The following is a 13,467-nucleotide window of genomic DNA, read 5'->3' as shown; positions in this document are numbered from 1 at the left end:
GCTATTCCGCCGCCGCGGTCACCTCGGCCAGCCCGCCGGCCTTTTCGATGAAGGCGATGATCTGATCGAGGCTTTCGCGTCGCAGCAGGTCGGTGAACACATAGGGGCGGCCCTCGCGCACCTTTTGCGTATCGCTTTCCATCACTTCAAGGCTGGCGCGCACATGTGGCGCCAGATCGGTATGGGTGATCACCAGCAGGTCCGAGCGCGAGATCGCCGGGCCGCCCTTGCGCGGGATCTTTTCGCCCTGGGCCACCGAAATTACATAGATGGTGAGGTCAGCCAGGTCGGGCGAGAAGGTTGCGGCCAGATTATCGCCGCCGCTTTCGATCAGGATGATGTCGAGATCGGGGAACTTGCGGTTGAGCGCGTCGATTGCGGCCAGGTTCAGCGAGGCATCCTCGCGGATCGCCGTATGCGGGCAGCCACCGGTTTCCACCCCAACAATGCGGTCTTCCGAGATCGCCTGCACCCGGGCGAGGATCAGCGCGTCCTCCTGGGTGTAGATGTCGTTGGTCACCACGGCCATGGAATAGCGCTCGCGCATGGATTTGAGCAGCATTTCACATAGCGTCGTCTTGCCCGAACCGACGGGACCGCCAATGCCGATGCGGAGGGGACCGTTGAGCGACTTCATAGGAGCCTCAAGAGAACAAGTGCCAGAAAGCCCAGCCCGATAAACAGGCAAAGCGGTGAATAAACCCGCCGGTCGTTGAACCGGAAGCTTGGTTCAGGCGTCCGTTCCGCCCAGCGGGCGGTATAGCCCAGGCCTCCTCGCGCCAAAAATGGGATTGCACACAGCCCGCCGACCAGTGTCAGGGTGGCGCCGCCGCTGTCATGGTCCGCGAGTGCCAGGGCGACGATGCCGGCGGCCAGCGTGCCGATTGCTACGGCAAGCGAAACCAGCCGAGGCGGCATCCGCGTGACGCCCGGGGTGCCCACAATGGTTTGGGCGAGCAATTGCTCGTTGCGGATCGGCCAGGTTGTGCCCACCGACCAGAGTAGGTGGGCAAACGAAACCGCCAGCAAGGGAATGAACATGAAGGCGGCAATGAACATGCTCATGAGCGGAAGATTCTCGTATGGAGGGTCTCGTGGGCCATTTGCGCGATATCGGCGGCATAGGCAATGCCCCCGATCTCGTTTAGGCCAGCGCTCCCGCACAACGTCGCCACTTGCGCGACCGCCGGCTCCAGCGCAGCCATGATCCGCAAGCCATCGGTTTGACCGATGGGCACGAGCCGCACAGCCACCGAGACCTGCGCATGCACGGCCGCAGTGATGAAGGCCAGGAGTGTGGCGCCGGGCTCAAGCCCGTGCTTGCCGGCAATGGCGCCTACGGCGATGGGGTAGGGGCAGGGCTGGGGCAGCACCAGGGTCCCCGTCCGAGACCAGGCCTGCGCTGCCGCAGCAAAGGCATCGCCGGTAGTGACGGTTTCCGTGTGTCGTTCTCGCGCCGGCGTCAGTGCGAGGCACAAGTCGGCAAGCTCACTTAATGCTGCCGCGTCATCGGCCACGCGATGGGCGGCGGCCAGGAGGATGGCGTCGGTGCGCAGCCCACCATGATGCAGGCTGCCCTCGATCCAGTCCTGCGTCGTGGCGCGGTCATGCACCACACGGGTCTGGATGGCGGTTTCGAGCCCCGCCGACCACGCGAAAGCCCCGACGGGAAAGGCGGGTGACAGCCAGGTCAGCAGCTTTTGCAGGTCGCCGCCGCTCATCGGTTAAGCAAGGCGTGCCCGGCATCGCCATGGCTGTGATAGGCGCCGTGCTCGGCGAAAAACGGCTCGGAGATATTGGTGATGCGCGCACCGAGCCCTTCCAACATGGTTTTGAGCACGTGATCGCGCTTGATCAGGATGCGATCCGCCTCCAATTGCGCTGAAGTGTGGCGATTGCCGATATGCCAGGCGAGCCGCACCAGATGGGCGCGATCGTCGGCCCGAATCTCATAGAGCAATTCGTCCGCAGCAATGATCCCTGCAAGGCGCCCGTCCTCGAGTAGCAAGGCCCCGTCATGCTCAAGGGTCAGGGTTTGGGGAAAATCCACCAGCACTTCGGTGCCACCGCGCAGGGTCAGGAGCTTGCGGCGTAGGCGCCGCTCGTCATGGGCAAGACTGATGACGTCAAAGGCATCCCCACGGCCATGGCCGGGGGGCAGGTGGGCGGAGGCACGCAGCATGGGTTCACTCTGTTGCCTGAACGAGGGCTCAGGGGGTGTTGTTGACTTCACTACAGGTATTGATCGGGTCGGCATCCTCGCCTTCGGTGATGTCGATCAGCGTCGCGTCGACACCCTTGGTGGACCAGATGAATTGCCCCGCGGCATAGCGCACACCCGAAGCGGAGAGCACCGCGGCAAACACCAGCGGTTCGGTTTGGTCGGGCACGGGCAGGATGGCGAGGAAGTTGGGGGCGGCATTGATGTATTGCACGCTGATGGGATCACCCACTTCGCAATCATAGACGGTGACTCGGCGCTCCAGATCGCCACCTTCGTTGCCCAGCGTTATGGAAACGCTGGTCTGCGCTGCCATGGCTGGCACCACCGTGCCGGTGAGCACCGCAAGCGCGGCCAGAACTCGTTTCGTGATCATCGTGGCTCTCCCTATCGACCTCAGCCCAAAGACTTGCACCAACAAGCGGCGGAAGTTGGATGGCGCTCAGACCAGCGCCACTATAGCGAAAGCCAGAACAATCGCGATAACGTCTTCCGCCAGCCCCGCGGGTCGATCGCTGCCGAAGGCGGCGGCCATGCGGGCGCGCAATTCAGCGCCGCCGAGGGTGCCCAGAATCGCCCCTATGGCACCGGCGATCAATCCGCCGATCAGCGCGTCGCCCGAGATGACAAGCACGGCTCCAGCAAAGGCGCCGGTCACGATGCGGGCGCCAAATTGCATCGGCACCTTGCGGCTGGGTGTTTGCGGCAGTTGGTCGGTCACCAGCTCCACCACGGCCAGGATGGTGAAGATCCAGGGTGTTATCGCCGACCCCATGAACGACGCCCAGCTGTTGCTGAGGTCGATCCAGCCCAGAGCGGCCGCCCAACTGACCGCCGCCAGCGGGGTCACGGCGCGCAAGCCGGCAACAACGCCGATAAGAAGTGCGAGAAGGTAGATCATCGACGCCTCCAGCAACGATCCGCGGCAGACTGCCGCCCAGCAAGATTACTGCAGCCGGGAAGGCTTGTATCTAGGCCGATCCCAGTCAAAACAGGAAATAGCGTTGCGCCATCGGCAGCACGGTTGCCGGTTCGCAGGTCAGCAACTCTCCATCGGCGCGCACTTCATAGGTTTCGGGATCAACATCGATAACCGGGGTTGCCGTGTTGTGGATCATCGCTGCTTTGCCGATACCACCACGGGTATTGGTGACGGGCAACAATTGCTTGTCGACGCCCAGCTTGCCGCGCAAGCCGTCTTCATAGGCCGCTTGCGAAATGAAGGTGACCGATGAGTTGGTCACGAGCTTGCCGAAGGCGGCGAACATGGGTCGGTAATGCATGGGCTGGGGCGTTGGGATGGAGGCATTGGGGTCACCCATGGGGGCAGCGGCAATCGAGCCGCCAAGCAGCACCATTTCGGGTTTGACGCCGAAAAAAGCCGGGCTCCAGAGCACGAGGTCCGCCCGTTTGCCCACTTCGATCGAGCCGATATGCTGGCTCATGCCATGGGCGATCGCGGGGTTGATGGTGTATTTGGCGATGTAGCGCTTGACGCGGAAATTGTCATTGCTGCCCGTTTCTTGCGGCAATTGTCCGCGCTGCCGCTTCATCTTGTCGGCCGTCTGCCAGGTTCGGATCAGCACCTCGCCGACCCGGCCCATCGCCTGGCTGTCCGACGAGATGATCGAGAGCGCGCCCATGTCGTGCAGGATGTCTTCGGCCGCAATGGTTTCCTTGCGAATGCGCGACTCGGCAAAAGCCACATCCTCGGGAATGTTCTGGTCGAGGTGGTGGCACACCATCAGCATGTCGAGATGCTCGGCGATGGTGTTGACCGTATAGGGTCGGGTCGGATTGGTGGAAGAGGGGATCACATTGGGCAGCCCCGCCACCTTCAGAATGTCGGGTGCGTGCCCGCCACCGGCGCCTTCGGTATGGAAGGCGTGGATAGTGCGGCCCTTGAAGGCGCCGATCGTGTCTTCCACAAAGCCCGATTCATTGAGCGTATCGGTGTGGATCATCACCTGCACGTCAAACTCGTCAGCGACAGAGAGGCAGTTGTCGATGGCCGAGGGCGTGGTGCCCCAGTCCTCGTGCAGCTTTAGGCAGGATGCACCGGCCAGGATCATTTCGGCTAAGGGGGCAGGGCGCGAAGCATTGCCCTTGCCCGCTAGCGCCAGGTTCATCGGAAAGGCATCAAAGCTCTCGATCATCCGCCCGATATGCCATGCGCCGGTGCAGGTGGTCGCCAAAGTGCCATGCGCCGGGCCCGAGCCGCCGCCCAGCATGGTTGTCACCCCGCTCATCAGCGCTTCCTCGATCTGCTGGGGGCAGATGAAGTGAATATGGGCATCCATGCCGCCCGCCGTCAGGATCTTGCCTTCCCCGGCTATCGCCTCCGTGGAGGGGCCGATGATGATGTTGACGCCCGACTGCGTATCGGGATTGCCCGCCTTGCCGATGGCAAAGATCCGGCCGTCCTTCAAGCCGATATCGGCCTTGTAGATCCCTGTTACGTCGACAACCAAGGCATTCGTGATCACCGTATCCACGGCGCCTTCTGCCCGGGTCCGCTGGGACTGGCCCATGCCGTCGCGGATCACCTTGCCGCCGCCGAACTTGACCTCTTCGCCATAGGTGGTGAAGTCCTTTTCCACCTCGATAAAGAGTTCCGTATCGGCCAGGCGCACCCGGTCGCCGGTGGTCGGGCCATACATGTCGGCATAGGTGGCGCGGGAAATGCGGGCGGGCATTGAAACGGCTCCGGTGGTGGGCGGCTGAGGGTTGGTCCGGCGATCAGTTCGACTTGGCGGGGCGCTGCTGGCGGTAAAAGGCGATGGCGCGTTCGATCAGCGTGTCGATCAGTTGCTCGCCTTGAGCCACTACGGGATCATCGGCATGGCTGCGCGCCAGGATCGACATGGAAAGGGCCTGGATGGCATAGGCCTGGTTGATCCGCCCGGCGCGCTGATGGGTGTCCATCTGGGTGCCGAATTCCCCAAGCACCGCGCGCACAAAGGTCATGTTCATGGCGGATTTGGCATCGGGCCAGGTTGCAACCCTGAGCTGGTCGGCGATGCCCTGCGCCAGATGGCCCAGCGTCAGCATGGCAGGCGCGCTGCGAATGCCATCCCCGTTGAGGTCTGCCATCACTGCTGCCAGGCGCCGCTTGAACTCTTCGCGCTGTCCCACTTCGGTCTCGCTCATAGTGCCCCGCCGATCTGCCCGCGAAATCCATAGACCTGCCGGTCGCCGCCAAGCGGGATCAGCCTGATCTCTCGGGTTTGCCCGGGCTCAAAGCGCACGGCAGTTCCCGCTGCGATATCGAGCCGCATGCCGCGGGCTTGCTCGCGCTCAAAGCGCAGTCCCGCATTGGCTTCATAGAAGTGATAGTGCGAGCCGACTTGCACCGGGCGATCGCCGGTATTGGCCACTTCGAGCACGGTCACAGCAGCGCCGGCATTTAGTTCAACATCGCCGGGAACGGTGATGACTTCACCTGGAATCATGGACGGGACCTGTTGGTTCTTGGGCTGCCGAGCAGACTCGGCTCAGCGGATCGGTTGGTGGACGGTAACCAGCTTGGTGCCGTCGGGAAAGGTTGCTTCCACCTGGATGTCATGGATCATCTCGGCAATCCCTTCCATGACCTGGTCGCGGTTGACCACATGGGCCCCGGCTTCCATCAGTTCGGCCACCGGCCGCCCGTCGCGCGCGCCTTCCACGACGAAGTCGGTGATCAGCGCGATGGCTTCGGGATGGTTGAGCTTGACGCCGCGCTCCAGCCGCCGACGGGCGACGGTTGCGGCCATGGAGATCAACAGCTTGTCTTTTTCGCGGGGGGTCAGGTTCATCTGTTGTCCTATAGGTGCCACAGGCGCGGCACGCTGCCGGTCCCGGAGAGCTGGGCAAGAAGTGGAACAATTTGGCGCCGTAGCGCAAGCCCGCCTGGAGCGAGTGCGCGGATCACCAGCCGCTCGCCCACGACGCTGGCCGCGACGGGCCCGTCCAGATCCGCAATGGTTTGGCGCACTCGGGCAAGTTGGGCTTCGGCGGCATCGGCGCTCGCGGCGATGTGGAGGATCGTGGCAAAGGCGCGATGGCCGGCCAGCAGCGACAAACCTTCGCGCGGCAAGGATTCCGGCGTCAGCCGGTTCGCTTCGGCATGGATAAGGCGGCCCTCGCGCCGCACCCGCCATTGATCGGTCAGGGCGGCATGGGACGCGGTTTCTCCCATCGCATCGCGCCCGAGCAGAACCGCTTCAACAGCGGTGAGAGTGGCGCCGGCCTCCAGTTCGATGTCGATACGACGGTTGAGGGCGCTATGTTCAAAGAGAATGGTTTCCTGGGGCATCCAGTCCAGATGCGCGCCAGCGCGCACTTCGAGCCGGGCTTGCACCTGCGCAGGCCCGCCTAAGGAGCGATAGATGCGCTCGCAAGCCTGGGTGGTCACCAGCAGCTTGCCGTCCGGGGCCACCTGCGCCGACCAGGCCATTTGGTCGCCGCCGGTCAGGCCCCCCGCGGTGTTGATCAACACCGCTTCCAGATGCGGCCCATGGGTATTCGGCAGGCGGATCTTGGCGCAGCCTTCCTGACACAGCGTGTCGATCCGCGTCGCCCCGGCACGCTCCTTGGTGCCGAGCCGGCCGGCGCCGCGCGCGCGCTGCAATGGTGTATGAGCCAGGTCTATAATCGGCGAATGCTTCATCGTGACAGTTGAATGGGGCGAGCAACGATTTGCGGGGATCGGCGTTCTTTGGATGAGCACATGCTCTTACAGCACAAAAAATAAAGAGGAACCTTGCATGCGTACAAAGTCTCTGCTTTCAGCCGTTGCACTTGTCTCCGCCATGACGTTTTCTGGCTCCGCCTTTGCACAGACCATGTTCAACGGTGTTGAGCTGACCGGATCCGAGCTTGATGCTGTCCAGCAGCGCTGCACGCAGCTGGCAACCGCTGCCACCACCGAGTCGCTGACCGAAGATAGTGCTTCCGACGACGGCGACGGTGCTACGGAATCCACTCCTGGTGCCGGTGCGGATTCTACCCCCCAGGTCGAGAATCCTCCGGCCGCCAATGAAGTCGAAAATGCCGGCATCAATATCGACCTCGATACGATCACGCTGGAACAGTGCGAAGCTGCCGGTCTCGGCGAGTAAGCACTCCAAGCTTCTGCTTTAACGCCCGGCCTTGCCGGGCGTTTTTGTTTAAACCATGAGGTGCCTGCGCACCTCCGGCCGATCCAGATCGCTGGCAGGCCCCGCATGCTGGATCTCTCCTCGATCCATGACATAGATATCATCGGCGATCTCGCGGCAGAAATCCAAGAACTGCTCCACCAGCAGGATGGTCATGCCCTTTTCGTCACGCAGGAACTGCAGGGCGCGGCCGATATCCTTGATGATCGAAGGCTGAATGCCTTCCGTTGGTTCATCGAGCACCAGCACTTTGGGCCGGGTTACCAGCGCCCGCCCGATGGCCAGTTGCTGCTGCTGGCCCCCTGACAAATCCCCGCCGCGCCGGTTGAGCATGGATTTGAGCACCGGGAACAGCTCGAAAATGTAATCGGGAATGGTGCGCTCCGCGCGGGGAACGCTCGCGAACCCAGTTTCAAGGTTTTCCCGCACGGTGAGCAGGGGAAAGATCTCCCGTCCTTGCGGCACATAGCCGAGCCCCAGCCGCGCGCGCTTATAGGGCGGGGATTTGCGCAGCAGTTCGTCCCCGAGGGTGATGGAGCCTGCGGTAATATTGTTGATCCCCGAGATGGCCCGCAGGGTCGAGGATTTACCGACCCCATTGCGCCCGAGCACGGCGGTGATGCGGCCGGGCTGGCAGGTGATCGAGACGCCGCGCAGCGCCTGGGCTGCGCCGTAATGCAGGTCGATGGCGTCGATGGAGAGGGCGGTCATGCTCAGCGTCCCAGATAGCGTTCGATGACGAGGGGATTGGCGCTGACCTGCTCGAGGCTGCCTTCGGCCAGCACCGCACCTTCGGCGAGGCAGGTGACGCGCGAGCCCAGATCGCGCACAAAGCTCATATCGTGTTCCACCACTACCACTGAGCGGGTCGTGGCGATCTCGCGCAGGAGCTTGGCGGTTTCGGCGGTTTCGCTGTCGGTCATCCCCGCAACAGGCTCATCCACCAGCAGCAGCTTGGGATCCTGCGCCAGCAGCATGCCGATTTCGAGCCACTGCTTTTGCCCATGGCTCAGATTGGCGGCCAGATCATTCTTGCGGTGACCGAGCCGCACTGTGTCGAGGATGTCCTCGATCCGGGCGATGTCCGCGGCGTCGGCGGTATAAAACAGCGTTGCAAAGATGCCGCGCGGCTTGCTCAGCGCCATCTCCAGATTGTCCCAGACGCTCTGGCTTTCGAACACGGTGGGTTTTTGGAACTTGCGCCCGATGCCCAAATTGGCGATCGCCGCTTCATCGAGGCGGGTTAAGTCGGTGCGGCCATCGAACAGCACTTCGCCATCGTCGGGCCGGGTCTTGCCGGTAATGATATCCATCATCGTGGTCTTGCCCGCGCCGTTGGGGCCGATAATGGCCAGCATCTCGGCGGGATAAACGATCAGCGACAGGTTGTTGATGGCCTTGAAGCCATCGAAGGTGACCGAAACGCCGTCGAGATACAGCATGGTGCCGGTTTTGTCGGACATGGCTTACTCCGCCGCCTTGGGTTGAGGATCAAGGCCGGCTTCCAGCTGGATCGAGCTGGGCGTTTGCGGCTGGTGCTGCTCGCGCCTCGTCGTCAGGCTGCGATACTGTCCAAGCAGGCCGACAATACCCTTGGGCAGGAAGAGCGTGACGCCAACAAACAATGCACCCAGCGCAAACAGCCACAACTCGGGCAGGGCGCCGGTGAAATAAGACTTGCCCATATTGACGAGAATTGCCCCGATGATCGGCCCGACAATGGTGCCGCGTCCGCCCACTGCGGTCCAGATCACCACCTCGATGGAATTGGCGGGATCGAACTCGCCGGGATTGATGATCCCGACCTGGGGCACATAAAGCGCCCCGGCGATGCCCGCCATGACGGCCGACACCACAAAGGCAAACAGCTTCACATACTCAACCCGGTAGCCCAAAAAGCGCGTGCGGCTTTCGGCGTCGCGCACTGCCACCATCACCTTGCCGAGCTTGGAGCGCACAATGGTGGAGCAGACCAGCACCGAAAGGGCGAGCGCGATTGCCGTCGCGGCGAACAGGGAGGCCCGTGTCGTGGGCGCGGCAATCGGCTGGCCCAGGATGTCCTTGAAATCGGTCAGCCCGTTATTGCCGCCGAAGCCCATGTCATTGCGGAAAAAGGCCAGCAGCAGTGCATAGGTCATGGCCTGGGTGATGATGGAAAGATAAACGCCCGTGACCCGGCTGCGGAAGGCGAGAAAGCCGAACACAAAGGCGAGGATGCCCGGCACCAGCATCACCATCAGCATGGCAAAGGCGAAATTGTCGAAGCCCTGCCAATACCAGGGCAGTTCCTTCCAGTTCAGGAAAACCATGAAGTCAGGCAGCTGGGCATTGGCATAAACGCCGCGATTGCCGATCTGGCGCATCAAATACATGCCCATGGCATAGCCACCCAGCGCGAAAAAGGCCCCGTGCCCAAGCGAAAGAATGCCGCAATAGCCCCAGACCAGATCAAGGGCGAGCGCCAGCATGGCGTAGCTCAGATATTTGCCGAAGAGGGTCACGGCATAGTTGGGCACATGGCCGAACTGGCCCGGCGGGATCAAGAGATTGGCGGCCGGCACCAGCACCGCCAGCGCCACGAGAATGCCAATCAACCAGATCGCCTTGCGATCCAGCGCGCGAAACAAGGCCTGGGTCAGCATGGGCGGGCACTCCGGTATTGGTTGATCTGGCGCCGCCTACGAGGCTTTAGCACCCCTCCCCCTTGAGGGGAGGGGCAGGGGGTGGGGGTTCGGGCCATTCCGTTGGCTCGATGATGATGGTTGCGCCTGAACCCCCACCCTCGATCCCTCCCCTCAAGGGGGAGGGAGGCGCATGCCCGAAGTTCCACAAGCAACCGCATAATCACGCCTCTACCGACCTTCCCTTGAGCGCGAATAGCCCGCGGGGCCGGCGCTGGATAAAGAGGATGATCAGCACCAGGATCAGGATCTTGCCGAGCACTGCGCCGGCATAGGGCTCGAGAAACTTGTTGGCGATCCCGAGGGTCATGGCGCCCACCAGCGTGCCCCAGAGATTGCCGACGCCGCCGAACACCACGACCATGAAGCTGTCGATGATGTAGCCTTGCCCCAGATTGGGCGAGACATTGTCGATCTGGCTGAGCGCCACCCCCGCGAGCCCGGCAATGCCCGAGCCGAGGCCAAAGGTCATGGCATCGACAAAGGGGGTGCGGATGCCCATGGCCGAAGCCATGCGCCGGTTCTGGGTGACGGCGCGCATCTGCAGGCCCAAAGCCGTGCGGTTGAGCACCACCAGCAGGGCGACGAATACGACAATGGCAAAGACGACGATCCAGACTCGGCTCCAGGTCAGCGACAGCCCGTAGAAATCCACCGACCCCGACATCCAGCTCGGATTGCCGACCTGCCGGTTGGTGGGGCCAAAGATCGAGCGGACGGTTTGCTGCAGGATCAGCGACAGGCCCCAGGTCGCGAGCAGCGTTTCGAGAGCGCGGCCATAAAGCCAGCGGATCACGCCTCGCTCGATGGCAATGCCGATAAGGGCGGTCAGGAGAAAGGCAAGGGGCAGGGCGATGGTCAGGGAATAGTCGAACAGATGCGGCGCGTTCTGGCGGATCACCTCCTGCACCGCAAAGGTGGTGTAGGCGCCCAGCATCACCATCTCGCCATGGGCCATGTTGATGACGCCCATGACGCCAAAGGTGATGGCGAGACCGATGGCCGCCAGCAGCAGCACCGAGCCCAGCGACACGCCGAACCAAACATTTTGCAGCGCCGCCCAGGCGGCTCGATCACGCTGGAGCCCATCAAGGCTCGATTGGATGGCGGGCTTGAGGTCGTCGGGCGCACTGGCCAATGCCGATGTGAGGATGGTGATCGCATCGCGGCTGCCGGAAGCCGCGACGGTGGCTGCGGCCTGCTGCTGGTCTTCAAAGCTCACATCGTCGGATTTGAGCAGGATCACCGCGCGGGCCAGCTCCATGGTGGTGCGGATCTTGGGATCGGCTTCGCTGGCGAGCGCGGTGTCGAGCAGGTCCAGATTGGCTGGATCGGCATCGCGTAAAATGGATTGGGCAGCCGACAGGCGCGTGCCCGGGTTGTCGCTCAGCAGCGTCATCTGCCCGATAGCCGTACGGATGGTGCGCCGAAGCGAATTGTTGACGCGCACCTTTTCGGTGTCGCTGCGCGCAACCTCGCCGAGCGCGGCACCGGTCACCGGATCGGTCAGGGCATAATTGCTGCCGTTGCGCTCGACAAAGGCCACCTTGCCGGTGGCTTCCACCGCGTAAAGATCGCCTTCCCCCAGGACTTGCAGCACCGGCACGGCGCGCGGGTCGCCGGTGGCCACCAGCGCGGCGATAGCCGCTTGCCGGTCACCATAGTCACCGGGATAAAGGGCATCCACCAGCGCGGAGAGTTGCTCGTCGGGTGCCTGGGCGAAGCCGGGTGAGGAGAAGGAGACGAGGAGCGCCAAAAGCAGAGTCAAACGAGCGGCCAAGGAGCGCCAGTTCCACTGACGGTTTAACCGCAAGCCGAGGCTGGCCGTCTTGCTGCCAGACCGCTCGCCGATTAGGCTGCCCTCGATCATGCTCATATGCTTTGCTCCGCCTAGACAGGAGCGAAGGCGGCAGACCGCCTTCGCCAGCTCAGGTTGGGGTGTTACTGGGCGGCGACAGCCGCGCCGCAACTCTTGGTCTGGGTGTTGTAGTTGCCGCAGTTGGTGGGCGCGGTCCAATCGGCTTCCAGCACCGCCGACTCGGGCAGGAAGTCCGACCAGGCATCGCCCGGGACCAGGTCTTCGGTTTCCCACACGACGTCGAACTGGCCGTCGTCCTGGATTTCGCCGATCAGCACCGGCTTGGTGATGTGGTGGTTGGGAAGCATCTTGGCGACGCCGCCGGTCAGGTTGGGCGTTTCGAGCCCGACAATGGCTGCGATCACCGCATCAGCCTCGGTGCTCTCGGCCGCTTCGACCGCCTTCACCCAAAGATTGAAGCCGATATAGTGCGCTTCCATCGGGTCATTGGTGACGCGATCCTCGCTGCCGATGAACTCGTGCCAGGCGGTGATGAACTCCTCGTTCTCGGGCGTATCGACCGACATGAAGTAGTTCCAGGCCGCCAGGTGCCCGACCAGCGGCGTGGTGTCGAAGCCCGAAAGCTCTTCCTCGCCCACTGAGAAGGCCACGACCGGGATGTCTTCAGCCGCGACGCCCTGGTTGCCCAGTTCGCGATAGAAGGGGACATTGGCGTCGCCATTGATGGTCGAGACCACAGCGGTCTTCTTGCCCTCCGAGCCGAAGGTGACGATGTCGGAGACAATGGTCTGCCAGTCGGAATGACCGAAAGGCGTGTAGTTGATCATGATGTCTTCCTGCGCGACGCCCTTGTCGAGCAGGTATTGTTCAAGGATCTTGTTGGTGGTCTGCGGATAGACATAGTCGGTGCCGGCCAGCACCCAGCGCTCCACGCCTTCGTCGTTCATGAGGTAATCGACAGCCGGGATCGCTTGCTGGTTGGGGGACGCGCCGGTGTAGAACACGTTGCGCTGGGACTCTTCGCCTTCATACTGCACGGGATAGAACAGCAGCCCGTTGAGCTCCTCGAACACCGGCAGCACCGACTTGCGACATACCGAGGTCCAGCACCCAAATACGGCATCCACTTCATTGACGGTCAGCAGTTCGCGCGCCTTTTCGGCAGCCAGCGGCCAGTCCGACGCGATATCGACTACGACCGGCTCGATCTGCTTGCCCAGCAGGCCGCCCTTGGCGTTCTGCTGCTCGATCAGGAACAGCATGGTGTCCTTGAGCGTGGTTTCGGAGATCGCCATCGTGCCCGAGAGCGAATGGAGGATACCGACCTTGATGGTGTCGTCTTGGGCGAAAGCGGGGACCACCGCCGCGCCCAGTGTGATGCTCGCGCCCAGGCCCAGTCCCGCGATCAGGCGGTTTACTTTTGTCATGCTTACCTCCGGCAGATGATTGCAGCGAGGTAATTGCAAAGCCTGTGCCAGCAGCTCGCGGCGGCGGCTAAGAGACTGATTCAAATACAGGCTCACCGGCAACTACTGGCCGGTGTCTGCCCAGCTGCGTGGGCGCGTGCTGCATTTGTAAGCAGGCCTCCAAGGGTGCGATTATATT

Annotated in this window: 17 protein-coding genes; 1 reads left to right on the top strand and 16 read right to left on the bottom strand. The window is 62.7% G+C overall.

Translation table 11 applies throughout. From position 1 onward, the window contains the following. Position 1 precedes the first annotated feature (1 nt). The 11 genes from ureG to HRQ64_RS13655 form a co-directional block, all read right to left on the bottom strand. Positions 2-637 (bottom strand): urease accessory protein UreG, encoded by a 636-nt coding sequence (ureG, locus tag HRQ64_RS13705; protein ID WP_127753604.1) that lies wholly within the window; start codon positions 635-637, stop codon positions 2-4. Continuing rightward, positions 634-1,065 carry a DUF3995 domain-containing protein gene (locus HRQ64_RS13700; RefSeq protein WP_172123687.1) on the bottom strand — a complete coding sequence of 144 codons (432 nt, stop codon included), beginning with the start codon at positions 1,063-1,065 and terminating at the stop codon, positions 634-636. Before HRQ64_RS13700 ends, ureG begins: the two co-directional genes overlap by 4 nt. Further along, the gene (locus tag HRQ64_RS13695) at positions 1,062-1,721 is read right to left on the bottom strand and encodes an urease accessory UreF family protein (protein ID WP_127753602.1); all 660 of its coding nucleotides are present in this window, start codon (positions 1,719-1,721) and stop codon (positions 1,062-1,064) included. Before HRQ64_RS13695 ends, HRQ64_RS13700 begins: the two co-directional genes overlap by 4 nt. Next, a complete protein-coding gene (locus HRQ64_RS13690) occupies positions 1,718-2,182 on the bottom strand; it encodes an urease accessory protein UreE (protein ID WP_172123686.1) in 465 nt (154 codons plus the stop codon). Before HRQ64_RS13690 ends, HRQ64_RS13695 begins: the two co-directional genes overlap by 4 nt. A 28-nt stretch (positions 2,183-2,210) precedes the next feature. Beyond that, the gene (locus tag HRQ64_RS13685) at positions 2,211-2,597 is read right to left on the bottom strand and encodes an MliC family protein (protein WP_172123685.1); all 387 of its coding nucleotides are present in this window, start codon (positions 2,595-2,597) and stop codon (positions 2,211-2,213) included. Between the two features lie 66 nt (positions 2,598-2,663). Further along, positions 2,664-3,122: a DUF4126 family protein gene (locus tag HRQ64_RS13680; RefSeq protein WP_172123684.1), complete on the bottom strand. Its 459-nt coding sequence runs from the start codon at positions 3,120-3,122 to the stop codon at positions 2,664-2,666. Positions 3,123-3,207: 85 nt separating this feature from the next. Continuing rightward, on the bottom strand, positions 3,208-4,917 hold the full coding sequence (ureC, locus tag HRQ64_RS13675) for an urease subunit alpha (protein WP_172123683.1): 1,710 nt from the start codon (positions 4,915-4,917) through the stop codon (positions 3,208-3,210). 43 nt (positions 4,918-4,960) lie between these two features. Continuing rightward, complete coding sequence (locus HRQ64_RS13670; protein WP_127753597.1) at positions 4,961-5,371, bottom strand: hypothetical protein; 411 nt, start codon at positions 5,369-5,371, stop codon at positions 4,961-4,963. Beyond that, entirely contained in the window at positions 5,368-5,673 is a 306-nt protein-coding gene (locus HRQ64_RS13665; protein ID WP_127753596.1) for an urease subunit beta, read from the bottom strand. The genes HRQ64_RS13670 and HRQ64_RS13665 overlap by 4 nt, the downstream gene beginning before the upstream one ends. A 42-nt stretch (positions 5,674-5,715) precedes the next feature. Continuing rightward, positions 5,716-6,018 (bottom strand): urease subunit gamma, encoded by a 303-nt coding sequence (locus tag HRQ64_RS13660; protein ID WP_127753595.1) that lies wholly within the window; start codon positions 6,016-6,018, stop codon positions 5,716-5,718. Positions 6,019-6,026: 8 nt separating this feature from the next. Further along, positions 6,027-6,872: an urease accessory protein UreD gene (locus HRQ64_RS13655; protein WP_172123682.1), complete on the bottom strand. Its 846-nt coding sequence runs from the start codon at positions 6,870-6,872 to the stop codon at positions 6,027-6,029. Between the two features lie 97 nt (positions 6,873-6,969). Between HRQ64_RS13655 and HRQ64_RS13650 the strand changes: the two genes are divergently transcribed. Beyond that, entirely contained in the window at positions 6,970-7,323 is a 354-nt protein-coding gene (locus HRQ64_RS13650) for a hypothetical protein (protein ID WP_127753593.1), read from the top strand. A gap of 48 nt (positions 7,324-7,371) precedes the next feature. On the opposite strand, the gene urtE is transcribed toward HRQ64_RS13650, so the two are convergent. The 5 genes from urtE to urtA form a co-directional block, all read right to left on the bottom strand. Beyond that, positions 7,372-8,073, bottom strand: coding sequence for an urea ABC transporter ATP-binding subunit UrtE (urtE, locus tag HRQ64_RS13645; RefSeq protein WP_127753592.1), 702 nt, complete (start codon positions 8,071-8,073; stop codon positions 7,372-7,374). Between the two features lie 2 nt (positions 8,074-8,075). Beyond that, positions 8,076-8,825, bottom strand: a complete 750-nt coding sequence (urtD, locus tag HRQ64_RS13640; RefSeq protein ID WP_172123681.1) for an urea ABC transporter ATP-binding protein UrtD — start codon at positions 8,823-8,825, stop codon at positions 8,076-8,078. Positions 8,826-8,828: 3 nt separating this feature from the next. Then, entirely contained in the window at positions 8,829-10,004 is a 1,176-nt protein-coding gene (gene urtC, locus HRQ64_RS13635; protein WP_172123680.1) for an urea ABC transporter permease subunit UrtC, read from the bottom strand. A 202-nt stretch (positions 10,005-10,206) separates the two neighbouring features. Further along, positions 10,207-11,919, bottom strand: coding sequence for an urea ABC transporter permease subunit UrtB (gene urtB, locus HRQ64_RS13630; RefSeq protein ID WP_248307059.1), 1,713 nt, complete (start codon positions 11,917-11,919; stop codon positions 10,207-10,209). Positions 11,920-11,984: 65 nt separating this feature from the next. Further along, positions 11,985-13,289: an urea ABC transporter substrate-binding protein gene (urtA, locus tag HRQ64_RS13625; RefSeq protein ID WP_172123679.1), complete on the bottom strand. Its 1,305-nt coding sequence runs from the start codon at positions 13,287-13,289 to the stop codon at positions 11,985-11,987. Positions 13,290-13,467 lie beyond the last annotated feature (178 nt).

The sequence above is a fragment of the Devosia sp. 919 genome, from assembly GCF_013185965.1.
Lineage (GTDB): Bacteria > Pseudomonadota > Alphaproteobacteria > Rhizobiales > Devosiaceae > Devosia.
This window is presented reverse-complemented; position numbering and strand designations above follow the sequence as displayed.